This is a genomic window from Plasticicumulans acidivorans (genome assembly GCF_003182095.1).
Lineage (GTDB): Bacteria > Pseudomonadota > Gammaproteobacteria > Competibacterales > Competibacteraceae > Plasticicumulans > Plasticicumulans acidivorans.
The window spans coordinates 84,607-107,627 of the sequence record NZ_QGTJ01000013.1; the positions used below are offsets into that span (position 1 = coordinate 84,607).

Here is a 23,021-nt window from a genome sequence, read left to right on the forward strand (position 1 = left end):
GTCAGGAACTCACTCGGAAGTGGGGGAGGTATCGGAATCGTCGATGTCATCATCGGACGCCTCGTCATCGGCGTCGATGTCATCGTCGTCCATTTCCGCAGAGACCGCACCACCGTTACCAGTGTTCCAGCGCCCGCGTGCATTGCGCTCCGGCAGCGAGATCGGATGCACCAGCGCGATCTCGGTGGCCACCGGCTGCTTGCCGTTGGGCTCGGCCAGCGTGAACTCGAAAATGTGGTTGCGCGACGGCAACTTCATCAGGTTGAAGCCTTCCGGCAGGCTCGAATCGTGGAAGAAAGCGGTGCGGTACGGCGACTCCGGATCGCGTGAATCGGTCTTCCACAGGTACTGCGTGTTCTGCACCAGAAAACGCATGAAGCCGAAGCCCTTGTTGTCGTCGTGGTGATAGCAGTAACCGCGCACCCGCGAGCCGATCTCGCCCCACGCGGCATTGCCGTTGTCACCGCGCGCCGGCAGCAGGCCGGGGATCAGATAGCCGGAAATGAACAGATCGGCCTCGCGGCGCAGGTCCTCGGAAATATTGTCGAAACCGATGACCTCGACACGCAGGCCCTTGTTCTGCAGGGCACGCACGACCTGGACGAAATCCCCGTCGCCGGTCACCAGCACGACGCGGTCGAGGTTCTGCGACTGCAGCAGCAGGTCCACCGCCATGTCCAGATCGGCATTGGCCTTGCCGTAACGGGTACCGGATTCGTCCTCGTACCACTTGACCTTCTTTTCGATGACTTTGTAACCGAGCTCGCGCAATGCTGCCTGGTAGGCACGCATGCGCTCGCGATAGCTGTGATTGTTGTGGGCGCGATCTTCGTCGAAAGTGAGGTAAACGTTGAGGCGCAGGGCCTCGGCCAGATCCCTGCACGCGAAATCGCGCAGGACGTCGAACTGCATGCGGCTGCCGCCGTTACGAGTGATATTGGCGGCGTCGACATAGACACCAACTTTAGCGTGAGACTTGAAATTCACTGATGGACTCCGATTTCCCCGCTTCGGCGGGGTCCTGCCAACTTATGGGGGGTACAACGAAACAAATGATGCGATCAATGCAAGTGCCGGCGGCACGGGAAGTATTGTCTCAGAAAGCAACCCGCCCCGCCCGGACTGCGTCAAGCGATCCATCGTCGAAACGGCTCACGTTCAGGCCACACGCACCGCTGAGAAAGCGGTCTCCCCTGTCGCGCAGGCGGAGCGCAGCACTTCAGCTTCGGGAGGGTTGTGCGGGCGACGCGATGCGCCTTCAAGCACAGCGCCAGTATCGCAACGACGGCAAACGGCACCCGCTTGTATCACCGATCACCGGCAGGGCTCCTGCCCGCCGCCGCCGGTCGAGCAATCTTCGTGTCGCCTGCATCGTCCTTGCGTCTCCGCTGCGTCCTGCCCTGACCGGCAAGCCCAAACGACACGGCGCCCGCTGGGGGCGCCGTGAGGACAGACTGTAAGACAGTCGCTGCGTCGGCAACGGTAAATCAGAGCAAATTCAGCTCAAGCCGCGCGCGTGGCGAGATCATTTCCTGATTCCACGGCGGCTCCCAGACCAGCTCGACGTCGACGTCGTCGATGCCCTCGACGCCGCGCACGGCGTTCTGCACCCATTCCGGCATCGAGCCGGCGACCGGGCAGGCCGGCGCCGTCAGCGTCATGCTGATCTTGGCGTAGCGCCTGGCCTCGTCGATCTGCATACCGTAGACCAGCCCGAGTTCCCAGATGTCGACCGGAATCTCGGGGTCGTAGACGGTCTTCAGCGCGCTGATGACGCGGTTTTCGATATCGCTGCGCTCGGCAGGCTGCATCACGCTGCTCATCGGCCTACTCCGTCGCCACGCTCTGCTGATGGGCGAGCGCGGCCTTGAGTGCGTGCCAGGCCAGCGTCGCGCACTTGACCCGGCTCGGGTAGTCGCGCACGCCGGCGAGCACGCTGAGCTTGCCCAGCCCTTCCGGCAGCGGACCGTCGGTGGTCACCAGGTCATGGAACTTGGTGAACAGCGGCTCGACCTCATCGATGCGCTTGCCCTTGAGTGCCTCGGTCATCATCGAGGCCGAGGCGGTCGAGATCGCGCAGCCCTGGCCCTGGAAGGAAAGGTCGCGGATGACATCGCCTTCAACGTCGAGGTAGACGGTCAGGCGGTCGCCGCACAGCGGGTTGAAACCTTCGGCGTGATGGGTCGCCGGATCGACGACGCGGAAGTTCCGCGGCCGTTTGTTGTGATCGAGGATGACTTCCTGATAGAGATCGCGCAGATCGCTCATGTGTTTGAATCCTTGGGCTTCAGCCGAACCAGTGGCGGACTTTCTCGACGGCGGCGACGAGCGCGTCGACGTCAGCCAGGGTGTTGTACACGCCGAACGAGGCGCGGGCCGTGGCGGGAACCTCGAAGCGGTCCATCAGCGGCTGAGCGCAATGATGCCCGACGCGCACGGCCACGCCCTCGCCATCGAGGATCGTGCCGATGTCGTGCGGGTGCACGCCGTCCATGACGAAGGACACCACGCCGGCCTTGCCGGGAGCGGTGCCGATCAGACGCACGCCGGGGACTTCACCGAGGCGCTGCATCGTGTATTCGGTCAGCGCGTGCTCGTGGGCGGCGACGACGTCGAGGCCGATCGCCTCGACCCACTCGATCGCCGCGCCGCAGCCGATGACGCCGGCGATGTCCGGCGTGCCGGCCTCGAAGCGCTCCGGCGCATCGGCGAAGGTCGAGCCCTTGAAGCTGACGCGGCGGATCATGCCGCCGCCGCCCTGATACGGCGGCATGCCGGCGAGCAGCTCGCGGCGGCCGTAGAGCGCGCCGACGCCGCTCGGTCCGTAGACCTTGTGCGAGGAGAAGCAATAGAAGTCGCAGCCCAGCGCCTGCACGTCGACCGCCAGGTGCGGCACGCCCTGGGCACCGTCGACCAGCACCGGGATGCCGCGCGCGTGCGCCGCGGCGACGATCTCGGCGACCGGCAGCAGGGTGCCGAGCACGTTGGAGACATGGGCGATGGCGATGAACCGGGTGCGCTCAGTGATGCAGGCGACGAAGGCATCGACGTCGACCTCGCCGCGGTCGCTGATCGGCGCGGCGACCACCTTCGCCCCCTTCTCGGCGGCGACCAGCTGCCAGGGCACGATGTTCGAATGGTGCTCCAGCTCGGTGACTAGGATCTCGTCACCGGCGTGCAGCCGCGGCCGCACGAAGCTGTGGGCAACCAGATTGGTGGCCTCAGTGGTGCCGCGCAGGAAGATCACGTCATGCGCGTGCGGCGCATTCAGGAAACGCGCGACGGTGTCACGGGCGCGCTCGAAAGCGGCCGTCGAGCGCTCCGAGAGCGTGTGCACGCCGCGGTGGATGTTCGAGTAGTAATGGCGGTAGCAGTCGGTGACCGCCTGGATCACCACCTCCGGCTTCTGTGCCGAGGCCGCGCTGTCGAGGTAGACCAGCGGCTTGCCGCGGATCGCCTGCGCCAGCACCGGAAACTGTGCGCGGATCGCCTCGACGTCGAACGCCGCGTCCGCGGTCTGCAGTTGTGCACTCATGCTCATGCCTCCAGCCAGGCGTCGATGCGCGCTTCGAGGCGTTCGCGCCAGCCCGCATCGTCGAGTCCATCGAGGAATTCACCGGCGAAGGCGCGCACCAGCAGCGCCTTGGCCTCGGCTTCGCCGATGCCGCGGCTGCGCAGGTAGAACAGCGCCGTCTCGTCGAGCTCGCCGACGGTGGCGCCGTGCGCGCACTTGACGTCATCGGCGAAGATTTCCAGCCGCGGCATCGCCTGTGCCTGGGCCATGCGCGCCAGCAGCAGGTTGCGGCACTGCTGCTGCGCGTCGGTCTTCTGCGCATCCTGCTCGACGCGGATCAGGCCATCGAAGACATGCCGCGACTTGCCCTTGAGCACGCCGCGGAACGTCTGCCGGCTCTCGCCGTGAGCGACCGCGTGACGCACCGTCAGGTGGCTGTCGAGCAGCTGGCCGTCGGCAGCCAGCGCCAGGCCTTCGAGCGTGGCATTGGCGCCCGCGCCGGCCAGCGTCAGCGTCAGGTCGACGCGGCCGATCAGCCCGCCGAGCATGCAGCGGTGCAGACTGGCCTGCGCCCCGGCCGCCAGCTCGGCATGCACGCTGGCGAACTGCCAGGCGCTGCGCGACTCGTCCTGCAGCACGAAATGCCGGTACTGCGCGCCCTCGCCGAGACGGATCTCGGTGACAGGGTTGCTGAAGTAACGGCCGCGGCCGCGCTGCAGCTCGGTGACGCGGGCGTTCGCACCGGCTTCGAGCACCACCAGCAGGCGCGGATGCGCGGCGGTGTCCTCGCTGCTGAGCAGCGCGATCTCGATGGTCTCGTCGAGCTGTACGCCGGCGGCGACATGGACGACGACGCCGTCGGTAAAGTTCGCCGTGTTCAGCGCGCTGAACGGCTCGGCGTTCCACGCCGGCACGTCGCCGAGCGCGGCCAGCAGCTGCGGGCGCTCGGCGGCGACTTCGGCGAGCGGCGCGACGGTGACACCGGCCGGCAGCGCCGTGCGCCGCGACAGCGAAGGCACGTAATGGCCGTCGACCAGCACCAGGCGCAGCGCGCCGTCGAGCCCGTCGAGCAGCGCGGCATCGACCGGGCGTGGCGCCGCGGCGGCGGCGAACTCCTGGGCGCGGAAGCCGTTGAGATCGACCGTGCGCCAGACCTCCTGGCGGCGGTTGGGCAGGCCGCGCTGCAGCAGTTCGCCGCGGGCGCCGGCACGCAGCTCATCGAAGCGCAGCGGCGCCGGCAGTGCCGCCGCCAGCGCCTCGGCGCGGCCGAGCCAGTCAGTGGCGCAGCCGAGCGCATCCGGCGCCGCGGCACGCTTTGCATCATCGCTCATCGCCGCGCCCTCAGGCCTGGGCGCGGCGGCTTTCGCCTTCCGCGCGACCGTACAGCGAGTAGCCCTGCTCTTCGAGTTCGAGCGCGAGCTGCGGACCGCCGGAGCGGACGATGACGCCATCGACCATCACGTGCACCACGTCCGGCACGATGTGGTCGAGCAGGCGCTGGTAATGGGTGATGACGAGGAAGGCGCGCTCGGGGCTGCGCAGCGCGTTGACGCCGTCGGCGACGACTTTCAGCGCATCGATGTCGAGGCCGGAGTCGGTCTCGTCGAGCACCGCGAGCTTCGGCTCCAGCACCGTCATCTGCAGGATTTCATTGCGCTTCTTCTCGCCGCCGGAAAAGCCCTCGTTGACCGGGCGCTTGAGGAAGCTCTCATCCATCTTCACCAGGCCGGCGCGCTGCTGGACCTTTTCCAGAAAGTCGAGGGCGTCGAGCTCCTCCTCGCCGCGGTGCTTGCGCACGGCGTTCACCGCCGCCTTGAGGAAGTAGAGGTTGTTCACGCCCGGGATCTCGACCGGGTACTGGAAGGCGAGGAACAACCCCTCGCGGGCGCGCTCCTCGGGGGCCAGTTCGAGCAGCGACTTGCCGTCGAACAGCACCTCGCCGGCGGTCGCCTCGTAACCGGGACGGCCGGCGATGATGTTGGCGAGCGTGCTCTTGCCCGAGCCGTTCGGCCCCATGATGGCGTGGACCTCACCGGGGCGGATGACGAGATCGATGCCGCGCAGGATTTCGCGGCCGTCGACGCTGGCGTGCAGATTCTTGATTTCAAGCATGATGGGCGAGTGATTCCGTGATGAACGCTGGCAATGTGCGGCTGGCGATGGCAATGGCGGCGGCGCTCAGCCGACGCTGCCTTCGAGTTTGAGTTCGAGCAGCTTCTGCGCCTCGACGGCGAACTCCATCGGCAGCTCCTTGAACACTTCCTTGCAGAAACCGTTGACGATCAGGCTGACGGCGTCCTCGGCGCTGATGCCGCGGGTCTGCAGGTAGAAGATCTGGTCATCGGAGACCTTCGAGGTGGTGGCCTCGTGCTCGACCTGAGCGCTCGGGTTCTGCACCTCGACGTAGGGGAAGGTGTGCGCGCCGCACTGGTCCCCCATCAGCAGCGAGTCGCACTGCGAGTAGTTCCGCGCACCGTCGGCACCCGGCAGGATGCGTACCAGACCGCGGTAGGCGTTCTGCGAGCGCCCGGCCGAGATGCCCTTGGAGACGATCGTCGAGCGGGTGTTCTTGCCCATGTGGATCATCTTGGTGCCGGTGTCGGCCTGCATGCAGTCGCGCGTCAGCGCCACCGAGTAGAACTCGCCGACCGAATCATCGCCGCGCAGCACGCAGCTCGGGTACTTCCAGGTGATCGCCGAGCCGGTCTCGACCTGGGTCCAGCTGATCTTCGAGCGCGCGCCCTTGCACAGCCCGCGCTTGGTGACGAAGTTGTAGATGCCGCCCTTGCCGTCCTTGTCGCCGGGGTACCAGTTCTGCACCGTCGAGTACTTGATGGTGGCGTCGTCCATCGCCACCAGCTCGACGACGGCGGCATGCAGCTGGTTCTCGTCACGCATCGGCGCGGTGCAGCCTTCGAGGTAGCTGACGTAGGCGCCGGCGTCGGCGACGATCAGCGTGCGCTCGAACTGGCCGGTGTTCTTGGCGTTGATGCGGAAATACGTCGACAGCTCCATCGGGCAGCGCACGCCCTTGGGGATGTAGACGAAGGAGCCGTCCGAGAACACCGCCGAGTTCAGCGCCGCGTAGTAGTTGTCGCGTGTCGGCACCACCGTGCCGAGGTACTGGCGCACCAGTTCCGGGTGCTCGCGCACCGCTTCGCTGAACGAGCAGAAGATGATGCCCTGCTCGGCGAGCTTGCCGCGGTAGCTGGTCGCCACCGATACCGAGTCGAACACCGCGTCGACCGCGACACCGGCGAGGAACTCCTGCTCGACCAGCGGAATACCGAGGCGGTCGTAGGTTTTCTTGATCTCCGGGTCGATGTCTTCGAGCGAGGCCGGGCCTTCGCCGATCGACTTCTTCGGTGCCGCGTAATAGCTGATCGCCTGGTAGTCGATCGGCGGGTAATGCACGTTGGCCCAGTCCGGCACCGGCATCTGCTGCCAGGCGCGGAAGGCTTCGAGCCGCCAGTCGAGCAGCCACTGCGGCTCTTCCTTCTTCGCCGAGATCAGGCGGACGACGTCTTCGTTGAGACCTGGAGGGACGGTGTCCTGCTCGACGTCGGTGACGAAGCCGTAGGCGTAACCGCCGTCGGCGAGACGCTCCAGCGATTCGGTTTCGGCGCTCATGTTGCGGAACTCCTCGAAAGTTCGTGTGCGGCGTGAAAGACCAGCGGCACCACCTTGTCGCTCGGCCGGGTCAGATCGGCCAGCGTGACGCCTTCCAGCGCGGAACGGATCGCGCGGTTGATCGGCGCCCAGTGGCCGCTGAGATGGCAATGCGCGATGTGGTCGCAGGACTTGTGCTCCTCGCTCGGAGCCTGCGGCTCGATGACGCTGCAGTCGGTCAGCGCGATCGGGCCATCGATGACGGTGATGATGTCGGCCACGGTGATCTCCGCCGGCCGGCGTGCCAGCGCGTAGCCGCCGTAGGCGCCGCGCTGCGAGCTGAGCAGACCGCCGCGCGTCATCGCCTTGAGGATCTTGCTGACCGTCGGCAGCGGCAGCCGGCCACGCTCGGCCAGCGCCGTCGCGCTCAGCGATACCCCGGGCTCGCGCGCGAGACACGACAACAGCACGATGCCGTAATCGGTCTCCTTGCTGATGCGGATCATCGGACCTCCGTGGCGGGTGGGATCAATTAGCACCTGTTAAGTGCTATTTGCGCGCAGCATAGTTCCGCGCCCCGCTCCTTGGGAAGCCCCTGCGCGGGGTATCCCGCACCGGGTTGTTTCCCGCGGCCCGATTCACGCAGGCGGCTGCCCCGCCGCGAGCAGCGCCGGCAGTGCCGCGAGCGCGTCGATCGCCTGCACACCGACGATCCGCGGTGCCGCGACGCGCAGCCACAGCGCCGACAGACCCGCCGCCTGCGCACCGAGCACGTCGGCCTGCAGATCGTCACCGACCATCAGCACCGCCGCCGGCGGCAGACCGAGCTGCGCGCAGCAGGCGGCGAAGAACGCCGGCTCCGGCTTACGGCAGCCGAGCGCACGGGCGCAGAACACCGCATCAAGTGCATGCTCCAGGCCACCACGGCGCAGTGCGCGGCGGATCTGCGCCTCGTCGGAATCGGCGGCGTTGGTCGCCAGCGCCGTGCGCAGGCCGCGCCGGCGCAGCGCCGTCAGCGTCTCGGCGGCACCCGGCATCGGCTCGACCGCCGGCCAGTCGCACATCGGCCCGTGCTGAGCGGGCAGATCGCGCATCAGCGTGTCGCCCCAGTCGAACAGCACCGCGCGGATCATCGCCGCACCGGCCGGTTGGCGAGCCACACCGCCGCCGCGGTCAGCAGCATGCCGGCGAGCGCCACGCCGCCGAGGCGCTCGTCGAACAGCGCCCAGGCCATCAGCGCCGTCACCGCCGGCGTCAGGTAGAACAAGCTGGCGACGCGCGCCGCCTCGCCGCGGCGGATCAGCGTGTAGAGCAGGCCGACGGCACCGACCGACAGCACCAGCACCAGCCAGCCGAGAGCAAAGGCGAGTTCGCCGCTCCAGTGGATCAGCCGCGTCTCGGTCAGCCAGGCCAACGCACCGAGCGCCAGCGCCGAGACGCCGTACTGCACGACCCCGCCGCTGCGCAGATCCATGCCGGCGCAGTGACGTTTCTGCCAGAGCGTGCCGTAGGTAATCGTCAGCAGCGCGGCGAGCGCCGCCGCCAGCCCGGCCGGCGTGATGCGTCCGCCCCCGCTCTCGCGCCCGGCGATCACCAGCGCCACGCCGAGCAGGCCGAGCGCCAGCCCGGCCCACTGCGTGCGGCCGATGCGCTCGCCGAGCAGCGGCCCGGCCAGCGCCGCCGTCAGCAGCGGCTGCACGCCGACGATCAGCGCGACGATGCCGGCCGGCATGCCCTCGCCGACGGCATAGAACACACCGCCCAGATAGCCCGCCTGATTGAGCAGGCCGGCGAGTGCGATGCGGGCGACGAAGACCGGCTGCCGCGGCCACGGCGCCCCCGTCAGCAGCGCCACGACGAGCAGCAGCAGCGCGGCGATCAGCATGCGCAGCGCCAGAAAGGTGAATGGTTCGATATACGGCAGGCCGAGCTTGGCACCGAGAAAACCGGTGCTCCACAGCACGACGAACAGCGCCGGCATGGCGGCGGCGAAGGCCCGCTCAGCGGGGGTGGCGGCGGACATGGCTGAGTCCAGGAAGCGCAACGGCCGCACAGCTTAATCGCCGCCGGCCATGCGCCCAAGGGACACCGTCGAGCCGGCCGCAGGCGTGCACTACGCTTGCCAACAGCGAGCGCGTGCCGCCCGCCGCGCATGCCGCGGGCCCGCCACCGCGGCCAGCCTGCAGGAGTTCATCACGATGCCATCAAGACTCCGCCCGATCCTGCTGTCATTCGCGCTGGGGGCCGCCGCACCGCTCGCCAGCGCCCTGCCGATCAGCTACTACGCCGCGCTCGACGGCCCGGCGGAAGCGCCGCCCAACGCCTCCCCCGGCCACGGCAGCGCCTGGGTGACGATCGACACGGACGTCCATTCGCTGGCCGTCCATATCGTGTTCGCCGATCTGCTCGGCACCACCACCGCCGCACACATCCACGGCCCGACGGCCACCGCCGGCAGCGGCACCGCCGGCGTGATCACCTCGCTGCCAACCTTTGCCGGCTTCCCGCTCGGCGTCAGCAGCGGTATCTACGACGCCCTGTTCGACCTCGGTCTCGCCACCAGCTACAACCCGGCCTTCGTCACCGCCCTGGGCGGCAGCATCACCAGCGCCGAAGCCGCACTCGCCGATGCGCTCGCCGCCGGCACGAGCTACCTCAACATCCACAGCAGCCTGTTCCCCGGCGGCGAGATCCGCGGCTTTCTCGTGCAGCGCATTGCCGAGCCGGGTTCACTCGCCCTGCTGGCCGTCGGGGCCGGCCTCGGCGTGTTCCGCCGGCGCCGGACACCGCGGCCGTAGAGGCTCAGACGCCCGCGCCGGGCAGGCAGCAGGCTGCGGGCCGGTACCGCCTCAGGCGGACTTGCGTGGCGGCAGCATCCGCGTCAGCACCGTGTCCTTGAGCATGAGGTGGTGATACAGCGCGGCCGCCATGTGCAAACCGACCAGCGCGATGATCAGGTTGCCGCCCAGCTCGTGCAGCTCCTTGATGTCGTGGCCGAGCCCTTCGTCGGCGGTAAACGGGTTGGGCAGCTCGAACAGGCCGAATAAACCGACCGGTCGGCCGGCCAGTGACGAGGCCAGGTAGCCGCTCAGCGGCAGACCGATCATCAGCAGGTACAGCGCGACGACCATGCCGCCGGCCAGCTGCTGCTGCCAGCGCGGCCCCTCCGGCTGCTCGGGAACCGGGTTCAGCAGACGCCAGGCCAGGCGCAGCCACACCAGCGCGAACACCAGAACGCCACAGGATTTGTGCAGTTCCATCAGGAACGTGCGACCGCCGCTGTCCTTGGGAAAAATGTCGCGCACTTCGACGGCGGCGATCAGCAGCGCGATCAGCACGAACATGCCCCAGTGCAGGGCACGGGCGACCGCACCGTAGCGGTCTTCGGTATTGGTCAGACTCATCGGATTCTCCCTGAAAGCCCGCGGCACCGCCCCCGGCGCCGCGGCTAAAGACACCGTCAAGCCTGCGCCCGCGAGCTGAATGGAAGCTGAATTCAGGCCGGGGAAAGCGAGAGCGGTGGCGGGGCGTCTTCGCGGCCGAAGCCTTCGCGAATATAGGCAACGAGCTGCTCACTGGCGGCATGCGGACGCGGGCCGCGCAGCACGCTGATGCTCGCGGTCGGCAGCGGCGGAAAGCCCTCCTCGGCGCGCAGCGCACGCACGCCGGCGGGCAGGACGCTGCGCCCGAGCACGGTCACCGCCAGCCCCGCGGACACCGCGGCGAGGATGCCGGTGGTGCTCGCGCTGGTATAGGCGATGCGATACGGGCGGCCGAGCTGGCTCAGCGCCGCCAGCGCCCAGTCGCGGAACACGCAGCCGGACTGGAACAGCGCCAGCGGCAGCGGATCGCACTCGTAGGCCAGGTGCCGCTCGGCGGCGGCCCACACCACCGGTTCGCGGCGCACCACCTCGCCGCCTTCGTTGCCCGGCGTACAGGTCACCAGCGCCAGATCGAGTTGATCTTCTGCCAGCAGCAGCCGCAGCTTGCTGCTCGGCTCACAGACGACGTTGACCATCACCCGCGGGTAGGTACGGGCGAAGCTGGCAAGGATTTCCGGCAGAAAGCGGTCGACGTAATCGTCGGGCGTGCCCAGGGACACCGTGCCGCTGAGGTCCGGGCGGGTCAGCGCGGCGATGGTTTCATCGTGCAGCTTGAGCAGGCGGCGGGCGTAGCCGAGCAGCGCCTCACCCTCGACGGTGAGCTGTACGCCGCGGCCCTCGCGGGCGAACAGCGTGCGATCGAGCACTTCCTCCAGCCGCCGCATCTGCATCGATACCGCCGACTGCGTGCGGTGCACCTGCGCCGCAGCCGCGGTGAAGCCGCCGTGATCGACGATGGCGACGAATGTGCGCAGCAGTTCGGGATCGAGATTGGCGGACATCGGCAGGTGCTCCACGACTCATCAGCAGTATCGATCGATCATATAAAACCTATTCGTTGGATGAATCAATCCACATCATCCAAGCTGTCCTCAAGCCACCAAGCACGAGGACAATCTCATGATTTACGAAGAAGTTTTACCTCAAACGTCAGCGCTCGCCCGGGTTCCGGGCATATCGCAGCGCATCTATCGCGCGTTGCGCCGGGGCGTCGCCACGGCCGTGCGCTGGTTCCACCGCTACCAGCAGCGGCGTGCCCTGCTCTACCTCGATGCGCACCTGCTCAAGGATATCGGCGTTAGCCGCAGCGAAGCGCTGGAGGAAGGCTGCAAGCCGTTCTGGCGGGACTGAGACCGCAGCGCCCGCAGCCTGCGCTAGAGTAGTCGCTCCGCCTGCAGGAACCGATCGATGAACGCCCCGCTGCCGAGCCGTGACGGCGTCGCGCCGAGCTGCTTCCAGGTACCGGAAACACTGAACGGCCCCCTGCTCGAAGTGCTGTGCACGGCGTTTCCGGCCGTGCCGGCAGCGAGCTGGCGGCAGCGGCTCGCGCGTGGCGAGGTTGCCGCCGCGGACGGACGCCGGCTCGATGCCGGCACGCCGGTCCGCCCGGGTCTGCAGGTTTTTTATTACCGCGAACCGGCACCGGAAACACCGGTGCCATTCCGTGAACAGGTGCTGTATCGCGACCCGCACCTGCTGGTCGTCGACAAGCCGCATTTTCTGGCGGTCGTCCCCGCCGGTCGCCATCTGCACGAAACCCTGCTGGTACGCCTGCGCCGCAGCCTCGGCCTCGACGCGCTGGTGCCGCTGCATCGCATCGACCGCGAAACGGCCGGGCTGGTGGTGTTCTCGCTGAACCCGGCCAGCCGCGGCCTCTACAGCCAGCTGTTCCCGCAGCGTGCGGTGCGCAAGACTTATCTGGCGCTGGCACCGACACAGGCACAGCCGCCGCTGCCCGCGCTCTACCGCAGCCGCCTGGTACCCGGCGAGCCGTTTTTTCGCATGCAGGAAGTCGCCGGCGAGCCCAACGCCGAAACGCGGATCGAACGCCTCGATGCCCGCGGCACCCACAGCCTGTATCGACTCGAACCGCTGAGCGGGCGCAAACACCAGTTGCGGGTGCAGATGGCCGCGCTCGGCCGGGCGATCGTCAACGACCGCCTGTACCCGCTCTGCGCGCCTGCGGATGCAGATGATTTTTCACGGCCGCTGCAATTGCTGGCCAGTGAGCTGGAATTTCGCGATCCGCTCACCGGCGGCCTGCGGCATTTCACCAGCCGGTTCGAGCTGCAGTAAACGCTCGCACTCACGCAACCCACTGAACCACCATTCGTTAAAGCTTGCATCCCCCGACGTGAAAGCCCCACAGATATCGACTACAACCGCATAATTTTCCCGTCGGAAGCAGGGCGGCATGCCGACTGTCTCGATCCAAAACAATCGCCTGGGTTACGGGCTGGAGGTCAGTATGGGAATGCAGCCTGTCGAGTTTTCTTATGAGTCACCGCAGTGGGGCGGCCTGTTGGAAGCACTGGCCTGGCATCCGGGACATATGCCCTCCCGCCTCCCGCGGGCACTGGTGTTCGGCATCGAGCAGGCCGGCGCCCGTGAACGCATCGAATGCCTGCTCGCCAGCGGCTATGAGGTGATCTGCGCCAGCGGCACGGAAATGCTGCCACTGTGGTTCGAACAACTGGCGGTCGACGCCGACTTCGACGCACGGCTGATCGATGTCTCCCTCGTCGTCGACGACGAGCAGGCACGCCAGAACCTGATCAAGCTCTACCGCCCGCTGCGGATCCATGACTTCAGCGCCAGTGCACTGCCTGCCGTGGAATTCCTCAGCCACGCCGGTCAGTCCGTGCTGCCTGCCTACCGCAGCTGAGCCGGCAGCAGCAGGCACCATTCTTGCTTGAGTGTGGACAATGCCGGGCAATGGCCGCCCGGCATTTTGGCGCGCAACCGCAATGCCGTCGCCAAGCTATTGAACCAAAACCACATTTAGACGAGAATCCGCCATGTCTATCAAGGACATCCGGGCCTTTTCCGACAAGGCCAAAACCGACACTGAGCTCGGTGAAAAACTGAAATCCTGCCAGAAACTGCGTGAGCTGCTGACGCTTGCGCGCGAATCCGGCTTCGAGCTCGACGAGGTCGAGCTGTATCCACCGAACGAGCCGCAGTTCAGCGCCGACCAGCTGTCCGAGAAGCTCGGCAAGGCGCTGCTGCGCGCCTGAGGCCGTCTGCGCCAGAGCGGCAGACCACGGGCGCCAGTGTCATCCGGCGCCCATTTTTTTGCCCGTGATTCAGTCCTCACCGAGCGTCATCAGCGCGGCGTTACCACCGGATGCGGTGGTATTGACGCTGACCGTGCGCTCGACGGCGAAGCGCTGCAGGTAGTGCGGCCCGCCCGCCTTCGGCCCGGTGCCGGACAGGCCCTCGCCGCCGAACGGCTGCACTCCGACCACCGCGCCGATGATCGAGCGGTTGACGTAGCAGTTACCGGCCCGCACCCGCTCCAGCACCGCGCGGATGGTGCTGTCGATGCGTGAGTGGATGCCGAAGGTCAACCCGTAGCCGCCGGCATTGAGCGCATCGAGCGTGCGTTCCAGTTCGCCGGTACGCCAGCGCACCACATGCAGGATCGGACCGAAGAACTCGCGATCGAGCGCTGTGACCGCAGGGATTTCCCAGGCCTGCGGCGCCAGGAAATGCCCGCGCAGGCCATCCGCCAGCGTACAGCGATAGATCAGCCGCCCGGCACCGGCCTCCAGCTCGGCCACGTGCGCCGCCAGCCCGGCGAGCGCCTCGGCATCGATCAGCGGGCCGACGTCGGTGCTGAGCGCAAGCGGATCACCGATGCGCAGCTCCGCCATCGCGCCGCCGAGCATCGTCAGCAGACGCTCGGCGACATCGTCCTGCACCAGCAGCAGGCGCAGGGCCGAGCAGCGCTGGCCGGCGCTGCGAAATGCCGAGGTGATGACGTCCTCGACCACCTGCTCCGGCAACGCCGAGGAATCGACGACCAGCGCATTGAGGCCGCCGGTCTCGGCGATCAGCGGCACGATCGGCCCGTTCTTCGCCGCCAGGCGGCGGTTGATCGCCCAGGCGGTCGCCGTGCTGCCGGTGAAGGCGACACCGGCGATGCGCACGTCGTCGACCAGCGCGGCACCGACATTGCCGTCGCCCGGCAGCAGCTGCAGCGCATCGACCGGCACGCCAGCGGCATGCAGCAGGCGCACGGCGACGGCGGCGATCAGCGGCGTCTGCTCGGCCGGCTTGGCGATGACGGTATTGCCGGTAACCAGCGCCGCGGCGATCTGCCCGCTGAAGATCGCCAGCGGGAAGTTCCACGGCGAGATGCAGGCGAATACGCCGCGACCGCGCCATTCCAGGCGGTTGCTCTCGCCGGTCGGCCCCGGCAGCTCGATCGGCGCAGCGAAGCCGGCGCGTGCGCGGGCGGCGTAGTAGCGGCAGAAATCCACCGCCTCGCGCAGCTCGGCGATGGCATCGGCCAGCGTCTTGCCGGCTTCGCGCTGCAGCAGGGACAGCAGCACCGCGCGCTCGCTCTCGAAGCGTTCGGCGGCACGCTCCAGGCAGGCCGCCCGCTCGGCAGCCGGCGTCGCATCCCACAGCGCGAACGCCCGCCAGGCGCGCTCGACCGCCTGCGCCAGCTGCGCCGGCTGCGTATCGACGACGCTGCCGAGCGCCTCGCCGCTGGCCGGATTGCGCAGCTCCGCACTGGCCGGCCCGGCGGTGAGCTGGCCACCGATCAGCGGCGCCGCGCTCCACGCCCGCCCGGCGAGGGCATCGAGCTCACGGCTCAGCGCACTCAGCTGGGTCACGTCGGAGAGATCGACACCGGCCGAGTTGCGCCGCTCCGCCCCGTACAGCGCCGCCGGCAGCGGGATGCGCGGGTGGGCAAACTGCTCGAAGGCGGCGACGGTGGCCGCCGGATCGGCGATCAGCGCATCGATCGGTGCCTGCTCGTCGACCAGGCGGTTGACGAAGCTGTTGTTCGAGCCGTTTTCCAGCAATCGGCGCACCAGATAGGCGAGCAGATCCTCGTGCGAACCGACCGGCGCATAGATGCGGCAGGGAATACCGAGTTTTTCGGTGAATTGCGCGTGCAGCGCCTCGCCCATGCCGTGCAGGCGCTGGAACTCGAAGGGCGTGCCGTCGGCGAGCTCGAAAATGCTCGCCGCGGTCTGCGCGTTATGCGTGGCGAACTGCGGGTAGATGACCTCGGGCACGGCGAGCAGGCGGCGGGCGCAGGCGAGGTAGGAAACGTCGCTGTTGGCCTTGCGCGTGAACACCGGGTAGCCGTCGAGACCGCGCTCCTGCGCGCGCTTGACCTCGCTGTCCCAGTAGGCGCCCTTGACCAGCCGCACCGTCAGCCGCCGCCCCTGGCCGGCCGCGGTCGCGATCAGCCAGTCGATGAACGGCCGCGCACGCTTCTGGTAGGCCTGCACCGCGAGGCCGAAGCCTTCCCAGCCGGCGAAGGCCGGATCGCGGACGATCTGCGCGATGATCTCGGCGGACAGGTCCAGACGATCGGCCTCCTCGGCGTCGATCGTGAAGTTGATGTCGGCATCGCGGGCGATGGCGGCCAGATGGCGCACACGCGCCGCAAGTTCGGCACAGGCGCGCTCGCCCTGTGCCAGCTCGTAGCGCGGATGCAACGCCGAAAGCTTGATCGAAATACCGTTGGCCACGCGCGGGCCGCGGCCGGCGGCGTCCTGGCCGATCGCGCGGATCGCCCGTTCGTAGTCGTGCAGGTAGCGCTCGGCATCGAGGGCGGTGCGCGCCGACTCGCCGAGCATGTCGAAGGAATGGCAGTAGCCGCGCTGCATATTGTCGCGCGCACGCTTGAGCGCCTCCTCGATGGTGCGCCCCATGACGAACTGGCGGCCGAGGATGCGCATCGCCTGCGTCACCGCCTGGCGAATCAGCGGCTCGCCGCTGCGGGCGATCAGCCGGCGCAGCACGGTGCTCGCGCCATCGCGCTCGAAGCGCAGGAAGCGGCCGGTCAGCATCAGCCCCCAGGTCGAGGCGTTGACGAAAGCCGATTCCGACTGGCCGAGGTGGCGCGACCAGTCGGCACTGCCGATCTTGTCGCGGATCAGCGCATCGCGGGTGGCGGCATCGGGTACGCGCAGCAGCGCCTCGGCCAGGCACATCAGCACGATGCCCTCCTGACTGGAGAGCTGGTACTGGTGCATGAACGCATCGATGCCGCTGCCTTCGGTACTCTTGGCGCGGACTTCGCGGACCAGACCGCGGGCGCGCTCGGCGATGCGGTCGCGCAGTGCCGCCGGCAAGGTTGCCTCTTTGAGCAGCTCGGCGACGACACCGCTCTCGTCGGCACGATACGCTGCGAGCACGGCGGCGTAGGCCGGGTCGCGGGCGGGTTCGGGGGTATGGAATCGCATGGCTCGCTCCTCGGCAATTCGCCGTCAACGATGCCAGCATAAGAATGACGCGGCAGAACAACTGTCGGATTTGAAGCCCGGTCACCTAACGAAATAACGGGCGTGGAGGAGGATTTACCACCATGAAGACCCGGCCGCTGGACCGCATCGACCGCCAGATCCTGCGCATCCTGCAGCAGGACGGACGCATCGCGAACGTCGACCTCGCTGCCCGCGTCAACCTCTCGCCACCGCCCTGCCTGGAGCGTGTGCGCCGCCTCGAACGCGAGGGCTACATCCTCGGCTATCGTGCCGAGCTCGACCCCGAGCGCCTGGGCTGCAGTCTGCTGATCTACGTGACCATCACCCTCGATCGCACCACCACCGACGTGTTCACACGCTTTGCCGGTGCGATCAACGAGATCCCGGAAGTGCTCGAATGCAATATGGTGGCCGGCGGCTTCGACTACATCATCAAGCTGCGCTGTGCCGACATGGCCGCCTACCGCTCACTGCTCGGCGATTGCCTCGCCACGCTGCCCGGCGTGCTGCAGACGCATACCTACGTGGTCATGGATGAAGTCCGCCGCGACGGCGCACTGCCGCTCGACTGAAAACCGCTACCAGCGGTGCGGCGGCGGGCCGTGATGCCAGCCGCCGGAGGAATGACCGAACCAGCCGCCGATGATCACCGGCGGCGGCGCCACGTAGACCGGCGCCGGCGCGTAATAGCGCGGTGCCGCATAGACCGGCTCCGGAGCGTAATAGCGCGGCGCCGCGTAGACCGGTGGACCGACATAACGCGGCCCGACGTAAATCGGCGCCGGATCGATGACACAACCGCCGACGCCGACCGCCAGCAGCGCCGCGGCCAGCAGCCGCGGCAGCAGGCGACGATGAAGCGTGTTGACCGGGACATTCCCGACCGTATCCATGATGACCCTCCGCAAACCGGCACAGGACTCGGTGTGCGCCAAGGCTTGGAGTCCAGCGTCGCCTACGGGTTCCGCAGCAGTCGTGCGGCGAGCAGCGCGCTGACCACGACGCCGATCGCCGCCCCCACCAGCACGTCGCTGGCCCAGTGCTTGGCGAGCAGGATGCGCGTCAGCCCGATCAGCGCGGCGAAGCCCAGCACGTAGGCCCGCTGCCAGCGCTGCGACAGCAGCAGACACAGGCAGAAGGCGCTGGTGAAAACATCGGCCGAGTGCCCCGACGGAAAGCTGTTGTAAGCCGAATCCCAAGCCAGACCGAACAGCCGTGCGGCCGGCTCGGCGGCGGCATCCGGCCGCGGATGGCCAACCACCATCTTCAGTGCGCGCACCACCAGCAGCGCACCGAGCAGCTCGGCGGCGATCCACAGCCGCGCGACCTCGAAGTACAGGCGATTGCGCCGCCGCCAGCCGACCACCAACAGACCGATGAAGAACACGTAGAACGGATACAGGCCGCCGTCGGTCAGCGCCTTGAGCCGCTCATGCTGCGGCTCAACCCAGAACAGCGCGCCCAGATGACGGGTCACCGCAGCGTCGCCGCCGCCAAGCAGACACAGCAGCAGCGCCGCCAGCCAGCCGAGCGCGAACAGGCCGAGCGCATCCAGCAGCCGCACGCTCACCCGTTCGCGCGCGGCGACGGTGAGCGACGCCTCAAAACGGGCGGGAGAACGGCGCCACAGCGCGCGCCAGAAGGATTCCTCAGCAGTCGGCGATGACACGGTATTCCTTCAGCTCGACCTCGTAGCGCTCGTGCACACGGCAGCTCGCCGGGATGGCGCCATCGGGGAAGAGGTACTTGAGGTGGTCGGACTGGATGACAATGACACCCTGCGGATGCGCGGCATGCCAGGCGGCGGCGTCCTGACGGTCGACTTCTTCGAGCAGGCGCCCGGCGTAGTAGTTGAGGATGCCACGCGTCGAATGGACCAGCGCCACCGGCCGCGGTTCCGGCGCCAGGCGGGCGATCGCCTCGCCGAGCGGCTTGCCGGAGAACAGCGGATTGGCCAGCGCGATCAGCCCGGCCGCCAGCACCCAGCCCACGAAGGTGGCAATCGCCGCCCAGCCGGCGAGCCAGCGCAACGGCGGCTGCACGCCGAGACGCACCCCGCCGACGGCCGCGGCCAGCAGCAGCACGGCGAAGGCATAGCCGGCCCCGTCATCGCCGAGCTGTGCATGGGTGCCGTAGGCGACGCCCAGACCGAGCAGCACGACATAGATCACCGGCGGCCAGACCAGCCAGGTCTCGACGCGCCCGCGCTGCAGCAGGCGCTCGCAGCCGAAGCCGGCGAACACCGCGAGTGCCGGAATCAGCGGCTGCACGTAGATGAACAACTTGCCGGAAACCAGCGAGATCAGCAGCAGCGACACCCCGGCGCAGCCGACCAGCAGACCGCGCCCCGGCAGCCGCTCGCGCCAGGCGCGGTAGAGCCCCTCGCCCGCCGGCAGCGTCCACGGCATCAGCAACAGCGGCAGCAGCGCGGCATAAAACCAGAACGGCTCCTTGTGCGACCAGGAATTGATCGCGCGGCCGACGATCTGCTCATGCCAGATCGTCGACAGATACGCCCCCTCGCCATCAAGCAGCACGGCACCGATCCAGAGCAGCACGCCGAGCAGCAGACCGCCGATGCCGGCCAGCGGATGCAAGGCGCGCACGCCGGCGAAACGGCCGTGCCAGGCGCGCCAGAGCAGCGCCGGCACCACCGTGAAGGCCAGCGCGATCGGCCCCTTGAAGGCCAGCGCCAGCGCCGCGCCGCTCCAGAAGCCGAGCAGTGCGGCCCGCGAGCCGGAGCGGGCGTGCTCCAGCAGGCCGACCCAGGCCCAGACGGTGGCGGCGGTCAGCGCCATGTCCATGCGCGCGATCTGGCCGACGACGACCGTCACCAGCATGCCGAGGAAGCACAAAGCCGCCCACAGCCCGGCGCGGGCGCCGTACAGGCGCCGGCCCAGCGTCCAGGTGCCGAGCGTGGCGAGCAGCGTGCTCAGCAGTGAAAACAGGCGAAACGCCAGCTCGCCCTGACCGACCAGTCCGCCGAGCATCGCCACGCCCCAGAAATACAGCGGCGGCTTGTCCGGATACGGATGACCGTTGAGATGCGGCACCAGCCAGCGGCCGGATTCGAGCATTTCGCGCAGCACCTCGCCGTAGCGGGCTTCGTCCTGCACCCACAGCTCGCGGTGCACCAGCAGCGGCAGCGCATGCAGCGCCAGCAGCGCGCCGAGCACGATCAGCAGGTCGAGCCAGACGGGACGCGCGTCCGCGCGCTTCAGCGTCACGGTAGCCATCGGGCTCAGGGCTTCGCCGCGCGACAGCCGTCGAACAGCGCCTCGACGGCCGGCAGGCCGAGCTCGCGCAGCTGGCGGATGTTGCTGTTGGGGATGCTGTCGATGTCCGGATGCGTGTGCACCGCGCGCTCGATGTCGTCCTCACGGATCAGGTGCAGCACCGGGTACGGCGAGCGGTTGGTCCAGTGCGAGACATCGTTCTCGGCCTCATCGGCGAAGCGGTACTGCGGATGGAACGAGGCCACCTGCAGCGTGCCGCCCAGCTCCGCCTCCTCGACGATGGCCTCGGCGACATCGAGGAAATCGTTGAAGTCGAGAAAGTCCTCGAAGCAGCCGGTGAGGATCAGCAGCGTGGTCTGCGCGATCGCCGGATCGGCCTCGGCGAGGAAATTCAGCTCATCGAGCAGCCGCTGGGCGACCTGCTCGGGCTGCGGGTCGGCACAGACGACGTAGCGGATCGCATTGCGCTGGAACGGAAACGCCGCGAACGGGCAGAGGTTGAGGCCGATGACGAGTTTCTCGACCCAGGCCCGGGTCGCGGCGATGGCCTGTTCGGGGGTGACGGCAGCAGACATAGAAGCACCACAGCAGGCGCCGCGGCCCGGGGCCGGCGGCTGGAATGGCTATTGTCGCGATCCGGCCGCAGTCGTCCAGCCGCCGGCCTGCAACCCGGGCTCCTGTCTGACCAAACTTTCACCCTCGCGCCTTTGGCGCGCACGTAATCTTGTGCGGCGCAGCAACCCTGCCACTGCTCCCGCATCGTGCGCCGAGCACCCACCAGGAGGAATCAGCCCATGTCGAGCCTGCGTTTTACCCTGAGTCTGGCCCTGCTCGTCGCTTTGAGCGGCAGCGCCGCGGCCGCCGATAAACTGCCATCGTTCCACGGCGATCCGACCCAGACCTCGGTGTCGGGGCTGTCCTCCGGCGCCTTCATGGCGGTGCAGTACCAGGTCGCGTTCTCGGGCAGCATCAAGGGGGCTGGCATCGTCGCCGGCGGGCCGTACTACTGTGCCGCCGGCAACGTCGCCAACGCCGCGATCTGCATGGGCCAGGTACCGTTCGTGCCACCGAATCCGGCGCTGATGGTCGATGCAGCCGAATCGGCCGCGGCACTGGGCCAGATCGATCCGCTCAGCGACCTGAAAAACGACCGCATCTATGTATTCAGCGGCACCGACGACACCGTGGTGCGCCAGCAGGCGGTCGACGCCACGGTCGCCTTCTTCAAGCTCGCCGGCGTGCCGGACGCCAATCTGCTCTACGTCAACGACGTGCCGGCCGGCCACGCGGTGATCACGCCGAGCTTCGGCAACGCCTGCGACGCCAACGCCTCGCCCTATATCAGCCACTGCAATGTCGACGGCCAGGGCTACGATCAGGCCGGCGCGATCCTGACGCACATCTACGGCCCGCTGAATCCACCGGCGACGCAGCCGTCCGGGCAGATCATCGCCTTCAACCAGCGCGCCTTCGCGCCGGCCACCAGCGCAATGGCCGATACCGCCTACGTCTACGTGCCCAAGGCCTGCGCCGACGGCCAGCCCTGCCGGGTGCACGTCGCCATTCACGGCTGTGCGCAGTCGGCCGCGGTGGTCGGCGACAAGTTCTATACCGACACCGGCTACAACCAGTGGGCCGACACCAATAACCTGCTGGTGCTCTACCCGCAGGTCGACAAGTCGCTGATTCCGTTCAATCCGCAGGGCTGCTGGGACTGGTTCGGCTACACCGGGCTGAACTACGCGGTGAAATCGGCGGTGCAGATGCAGGCGATCAAGTCGATGGTCGACACCCTGCTCGCCGCGCCCTGAGGCGCGCTCAGGCCGCCAGCCCGGTGCGCGGCACCCGCGCCGCCGCGGCGCGCAGCACTTCGATGCCGGCGCCGCGGCGGTGGGCGTTTTCCGACAGATAGCGCCGCCAGCCGCGCGCGCCCGGCAAGCCCTGGAACAGGCCGAGGATGTGGCGGGTGACGTGAGCGAGCTGGCCGCCGCGCGCGAGGTGGCGCTCGACGTAAGGCTCCAGCGCCACGACAACGGCGTGACGATCGAGCGGCTGCGACGCCTCGCCGTAGATGCGGGCATCGGCCGCGGCCAGCAGCCAGGGATTTTCGTAGGCGGCGCGGCCGATCATCACGCCGTCCGCCCACTGCAGGTGCGTGCAGGCCTCGTCGAGCGTGTGCACGCCGCCGTTGAGGCTGATCGACAGCGCCGGGAAATCCCGCTTGAGCGCCCGCGCAACCTCGTAGCGCAGCGGCGGGATCTCGCGGTTTTCCTTCGGGGACAGCCCGGACAGCCAGGCCTTGCGGGCGTGGATGATGAACACGCCACAGCCGGCCGCGGCCACCGGCTCGATGAACTGCAGCAGCTCGGCGTAGGAATCGCGCTGGTCGATGCCGATGCGCGTCTTCACCGTCACCGGCACCTGCGCCGGCAGCACCGCGCGCATCGCCGCGACGCAGTCGGCGACCAGCGCCGGCTCGGCCATCAGGCAGGCGCCGAAGCGGCCTTCCTGCACGCGATCGGACGGGCAGCCGCAGTTGAGATTGATCTCGTCATAGCCGAACTGCTCGACCGCCAGCCGCGCGCAGACGGCGAGCGCGCGCGGATCGGAACCGCCGAGCTGCAGCGCCAGCGGATGCTCGGCCTCGTCAAAGGCGAGATGGCGCGCGGCATCGCCGTGCAGGATCGCGCCGGTGGTCACCATCTCGGTGTAGAGCAGCACGTTGCGGCTGAGCAGGCGGGCGAAGTAGCGGTAGTCGCGCGTCGTCCAGTCGAGCATCGGCGCCACCGACAGGCGGCGGGCACGGGCCAGCGGATCGGTCATCATC

25 protein-coding genes are annotated in these 23,021 nt (G+C 68.2%); 7 read left to right on the top strand and 18 right to left on the bottom strand.

Translation table 11 applies throughout. The features are described from left to right. Positions 1–9: 9 nt before the first annotated feature. The 10 genes from C7443_RS17840 to C7443_RS17885 all read right to left on the bottom strand — a co-directional run bounded on the left by C7443_RS17840 (position 10) and on the right by C7443_RS17885 (position 9,146). Entirely contained in the window at positions 10–987 is a 978-nt protein-coding gene (locus C7443_RS17840) for a LabA-like NYN domain-containing protein (RefSeq protein WP_110020137.1), read from the bottom strand. Between the two features lie 500 nt (positions 988–1,487). Further along, positions 1,488–1,823 carry a DUF59 domain-containing protein gene (locus tag C7443_RS17845; protein WP_110020139.1) on the bottom strand — a complete coding sequence of 112 codons (336 nt, stop codon included), beginning with the start codon at positions 1,821–1,823 and terminating at the stop codon, positions 1,488–1,490. 4 nt (positions 1,824–1,827) lie between these two features. Beyond that, positions 1,828–2,268, bottom strand: a complete 441-nt coding sequence (gene sufU, locus C7443_RS17850) for a Fe-S cluster assembly sulfur transfer protein SufU (RefSeq protein ID WP_110020141.1) — start codon at positions 2,266–2,268, stop codon at positions 1,828–1,830. 19 nt (positions 2,269–2,287) lie between these two features. Beyond that, complete coding sequence (locus C7443_RS17855; RefSeq protein ID WP_211346203.1) at positions 2,288–3,535, bottom strand: aminotransferase class V-fold PLP-dependent enzyme; 1,248 nt, start codon at positions 3,533–3,535, stop codon at positions 2,288–2,290. Positions 3,536–3,537: 2 nt separating this feature from the next. Continuing rightward, complete coding sequence (gene sufD / locus C7443_RS17860) at positions 3,538–4,845, bottom strand: Fe-S cluster assembly protein SufD (protein WP_170123682.1); 1,308 nt, start codon at positions 4,843–4,845, stop codon at positions 3,538–3,540. Positions 4,846–4,855: 10 nt separating this feature from the next. After that, entirely contained in the window at positions 4,856–5,626 is a 771-nt protein-coding gene (sufC, locus tag C7443_RS17865; RefSeq protein WP_110020147.1) for a Fe-S cluster assembly ATPase SufC, read from the bottom strand. A 66-nt stretch (positions 5,627–5,692) separates the two neighbouring features. Continuing rightward, positions 5,693–7,144, bottom strand: coding sequence for a Fe-S cluster assembly protein SufB (gene sufB / locus C7443_RS17870; RefSeq protein ID WP_110020149.1), 1,452 nt, complete (start codon positions 7,142–7,144; stop codon positions 5,693–5,695). Next, positions 7,141–7,629, bottom strand: a complete 489-nt coding sequence (locus tag C7443_RS17875; protein ID WP_110020151.1) for an SUF system Fe-S cluster assembly regulator — start codon at positions 7,627–7,629, stop codon at positions 7,141–7,143. Before C7443_RS17875 ends, sufB begins: the two co-directional genes overlap by 4 nt. 132 nt (positions 7,630–7,761) lie before the next feature. Next, positions 7,762–8,283, bottom strand: a complete 522-nt coding sequence (locus C7443_RS17880) for an HAD family hydrolase (RefSeq protein ID WP_246004708.1) — start codon at positions 8,281–8,283, stop codon at positions 7,762–7,764. Further along, the gene (locus C7443_RS17885) at positions 8,253–9,146 is read right to left on the bottom strand and encodes a DMT family transporter (protein WP_246004709.1); all 894 of its coding nucleotides are present in this window, start codon (positions 9,144–9,146) and stop codon (positions 8,253–8,255) included. Before C7443_RS17885 ends, C7443_RS17880 begins: the two co-directional genes overlap by 31 nt. Positions 9,147–9,321: 175 nt before the next feature. On the opposite strand from C7443_RS17885, the gene C7443_RS17890 reads away from it, so the two are divergent. Then, on the top strand, positions 9,322–9,921 hold the full coding sequence (locus C7443_RS17890) for a CHRD domain-containing protein (RefSeq protein WP_110020155.1): 600 nt from the start codon (positions 9,322–9,324) through the stop codon (positions 9,919–9,921). Between the two features lie 51 nt (positions 9,922–9,972). On the opposite strand, the gene C7443_RS17895 is transcribed toward C7443_RS17890, so the two are convergent. Continuing rightward, on the bottom strand, positions 9,973–10,527 hold the full coding sequence (locus C7443_RS17895; protein ID WP_110020156.1) for a cytochrome b: 555 nt from the start codon (positions 10,525–10,527) through the stop codon (positions 9,973–9,975). 92 nt (positions 10,528–10,619) lie between these two features. Next, positions 10,620–11,513, bottom strand: coding sequence for a LysR substrate-binding domain-containing protein (locus C7443_RS17900; RefSeq protein ID WP_425467108.1), 894 nt, complete (start codon positions 11,511–11,513; stop codon positions 10,620–10,622). Positions 11,514–11,625: 112 nt separating this feature from the next. Between C7443_RS17900 and C7443_RS17905 the strand changes: the two genes are divergently transcribed. The 4 genes from C7443_RS17905 to C7443_RS17920 all read left to right on the top strand — a co-directional run bounded on the left by C7443_RS17905 (position 11,626) and on the right by C7443_RS17920 (position 13,742). Continuing rightward, positions 11,626–11,856: a DUF1127 domain-containing protein gene (locus C7443_RS17905; protein WP_110020160.1), complete on the top strand. Its 231-nt coding sequence runs from the start codon at positions 11,626–11,628 to the stop codon at positions 11,854–11,856. A gap of 57 nt (positions 11,857–11,913) precedes the next feature. Next, on the top strand, positions 11,914–12,801 hold the full coding sequence (locus C7443_RS17910; protein ID WP_110020162.1) for a pseudouridine synthase: 888 nt from the start codon (positions 11,914–11,916) through the stop codon (positions 12,799–12,801). Between the two features lie 172 nt (positions 12,802–12,973). Continuing rightward, entirely contained in the window at positions 12,974–13,390 is a 417-nt protein-coding gene (locus C7443_RS17915; protein ID WP_146213340.1) for a hypothetical protein, read from the top strand. A 133-nt stretch (positions 13,391–13,523) separates the two neighbouring features. Next, complete coding sequence (locus tag C7443_RS17920) at positions 13,524–13,742, top strand: Nif11-like leader peptide family natural product precursor (protein WP_110020165.1); 219 nt, start codon at positions 13,524–13,526, stop codon at positions 13,740–13,742. Positions 13,743–13,811: 69 nt separating this feature from the next. Here the strand turns inward: C7443_RS17920 and putA are convergent, their stop codons facing one another. Next, positions 13,812–16,937: a bifunctional proline dehydrogenase/L-glutamate gamma-semialdehyde dehydrogenase PutA gene (gene putA / locus C7443_RS17925; protein WP_110020167.1), complete on the bottom strand. Its 3,126-nt coding sequence runs from the start codon at positions 16,935–16,937 to the stop codon at positions 13,812–13,814. 122 nt (positions 16,938–17,059) lie between these two features. On the opposite strand from putA, the gene C7443_RS17930 reads away from it, so the two are divergent. Next, a complete protein-coding gene (locus C7443_RS17930) occupies positions 17,060–17,530 on the top strand; it encodes a winged helix-turn-helix transcriptional regulator (protein ID WP_110020169.1) in 471 nt (156 codons plus the stop codon). A 6-nt stretch (positions 17,531–17,536) separates the two neighbouring features. On the opposite strand, the gene C7443_RS17935 is transcribed toward C7443_RS17930, so the two are convergent. The 4 genes from C7443_RS17935 to C7443_RS17950 form a co-directional block, all read right to left on the bottom strand. Continuing rightward, a complete protein-coding gene (locus C7443_RS17935) occupies positions 17,537–17,851 on the bottom strand; it encodes a hypothetical protein (protein ID WP_110020171.1) in 315 nt (104 codons plus the stop codon). 62 nt (positions 17,852–17,913) lie between these two features. Continuing rightward, entirely contained in the window at positions 17,914–18,627 is a 714-nt protein-coding gene (locus C7443_RS17940; protein ID WP_110020172.1) for a phosphatase PAP2 family protein, read from the bottom strand. After that, the gene (locus tag C7443_RS17945; protein ID WP_110020174.1) at positions 18,608–20,194 is read right to left on the bottom strand and encodes an ArnT family glycosyltransferase; all 1,587 of its coding nucleotides are present in this window, start codon (positions 20,192–20,194) and stop codon (positions 18,608–18,610) included. Before C7443_RS17945 ends, C7443_RS17940 begins: the two co-directional genes overlap by 20 nt. A 5-nt stretch (positions 20,195–20,199) precedes the next feature. Next, the gene (locus tag C7443_RS17950; protein ID WP_110020176.1) at positions 20,200–20,769 is read right to left on the bottom strand and encodes a DUF1415 domain-containing protein; all 570 of its coding nucleotides are present in this window, start codon (positions 20,767–20,769) and stop codon (positions 20,200–20,202) included. A gap of 219 nt (positions 20,770–20,988) precedes the next feature. On the opposite strand from C7443_RS17950, the gene C7443_RS17955 reads away from it, so the two are divergent. Further along, positions 20,989–22,005 (top strand): extracellular catalytic domain type 2 short-chain-length polyhydroxyalkanoate depolymerase, encoded by a 1,017-nt coding sequence (locus tag C7443_RS17955; RefSeq protein ID WP_110020178.1) that lies wholly within the window; start codon positions 20,989–20,991, stop codon positions 22,003–22,005. A gap of 7 nt (positions 22,006–22,012) precedes the next feature. Here C7443_RS17955 and dusA read toward each other — a convergent pair whose 3' ends face one another. Then, positions 22,013–23,017: a tRNA dihydrouridine(20/20a) synthase DusA gene (dusA, locus tag C7443_RS17960; protein WP_110020210.1), complete on the bottom strand. Its 1,005-nt coding sequence runs from the start codon at positions 23,015–23,017 to the stop codon at positions 22,013–22,015. Between the last annotated feature and the right edge of the window lie 4 nt (positions 23,018–23,021).

What these genes read in the sequence shown, in the direction of transcription:
- C7443_RS17845 (WP_110020139.1), bottom strand. Translation starts at nt 1,823, where the DNA reads ATGAGCAGCGTGATGCAGCCTGCCGAGCGCAGCGATATCGAAAACCGC.
- sufU (WP_110020141.1), bottom strand. Translation starts at nt 2,268, where the DNA reads ATGAGCGATCTGCGCGATCTCTATCAGGAAGTCATCCTCGATCACAAC.
- C7443_RS17855 (WP_211346203.1), bottom strand. Translation starts at nt 3,535, where the DNA reads ATGAGTGCACAACTGCAGACCGCGGACGCGGCGTTCGACGTCGAGGCG.
- sufD (WP_170123682.1), bottom strand. Translation starts at nt 4,845, where the DNA reads ATGAGCGATGATGCAAAGCGTGCCGCGGCGCCGGATGCGCTCGGCTGC.
- sufC (WP_110020147.1), bottom strand. Translation starts at nt 5,626, where the DNA reads ATGCTTGAAATCAAGAATCTGCACGCCAGCGTCGACGGCCGCGAAATC.
- sufB (WP_110020149.1), bottom strand. Translation starts at nt 7,144, where the DNA reads ATGAGCGCCGAAACCGAATCGCTGGAGCGTCTCGCCGACGGCGGTTAC.
- C7443_RS17875 (WP_110020151.1), bottom strand. Translation starts at nt 7,629, where the DNA reads ATGATCCGCATCAGCAAGGAGACCGATTACGGCATCGTGCTGTTGTCG.
- C7443_RS17885 (WP_246004709.1), bottom strand. Translation starts at nt 9,146, where the DNA reads ATGTCCGCCGCCACCCCCGCTGAGCGGGCCTTCGCCGCCGCCATGCCG.
- C7443_RS17890 (WP_110020155.1), top strand. Translation starts at nt 9,322, where the DNA reads ATGCCATCAAGACTCCGCCCGATCCTGCTGTCATTCGCGCTGGGGGCC.
- C7443_RS17895 (WP_110020156.1), bottom strand. Translation starts at nt 10,527, where the DNA reads ATGAGTCTGACCAATACCGAAGACCGCTACGGTGCGGTCGCCCGTGCC.
- C7443_RS17905 (WP_110020160.1), top strand. Translation starts at nt 11,626, where the DNA reads ATGATTTACGAAGAAGTTTTACCTCAAACGTCAGCGCTCGCCCGGGTT.
- C7443_RS17910 (WP_110020162.1), top strand. Translation starts at nt 11,914, where the DNA reads ATGAACGCCCCGCTGCCGAGCCGTGACGGCGTCGCGCCGAGCTGCTTC.
- C7443_RS17915 (WP_146213340.1), top strand. Translation starts at nt 12,974, where the DNA reads ATGGGAATGCAGCCTGTCGAGTTTTCTTATGAGTCACCGCAGTGGGGC.
- C7443_RS17920 (WP_110020165.1), top strand. Translation starts at nt 13,524, where the DNA reads ATGTCTATCAAGGACATCCGGGCCTTTTCCGACAAGGCCAAAACCGAC.
- putA (WP_110020167.1), bottom strand. Translation starts at nt 16,937, where the DNA reads ATGCGATTCCATACCCCCGAACCCGCCCGCGACCCGGCCTACGCCGCC.
- C7443_RS17930 (WP_110020169.1), top strand. Translation starts at nt 17,060, where the DNA reads ATGAAGACCCGGCCGCTGGACCGCATCGACCGCCAGATCCTGCGCATC.
- C7443_RS17935 (WP_110020171.1), bottom strand. Translation starts at nt 17,851, where the DNA reads ATGGATACGGTCGGGAATGTCCCGGTCAACACGCTTCATCGTCGCCTG.
- C7443_RS17945 (WP_110020174.1), bottom strand. Translation starts at nt 20,194, where the DNA reads ATGGCTACCGTGACGCTGAAGCGCGCGGACGCGCGTCCCGTCTGGCTC.
- C7443_RS17950 (WP_110020176.1), bottom strand. Translation starts at nt 20,769, where the DNA reads ATGTCTGCTGCCGTCACCCCCGAACAGGCCATCGCCGCGACCCGGGCC.
- C7443_RS17955 (WP_110020178.1), top strand. Translation starts at nt 20,989, where the DNA reads ATGTCGAGCCTGCGTTTTACCCTGAGTCTGGCCCTGCTCGTCGCTTTG.
- dusA (WP_110020210.1), bottom strand. Translation starts at nt 23,017, where the DNA reads ATGACCGATCCGCTGGCCCGTGCCCGCCGCCTGTCGGTGGCGCCGATG.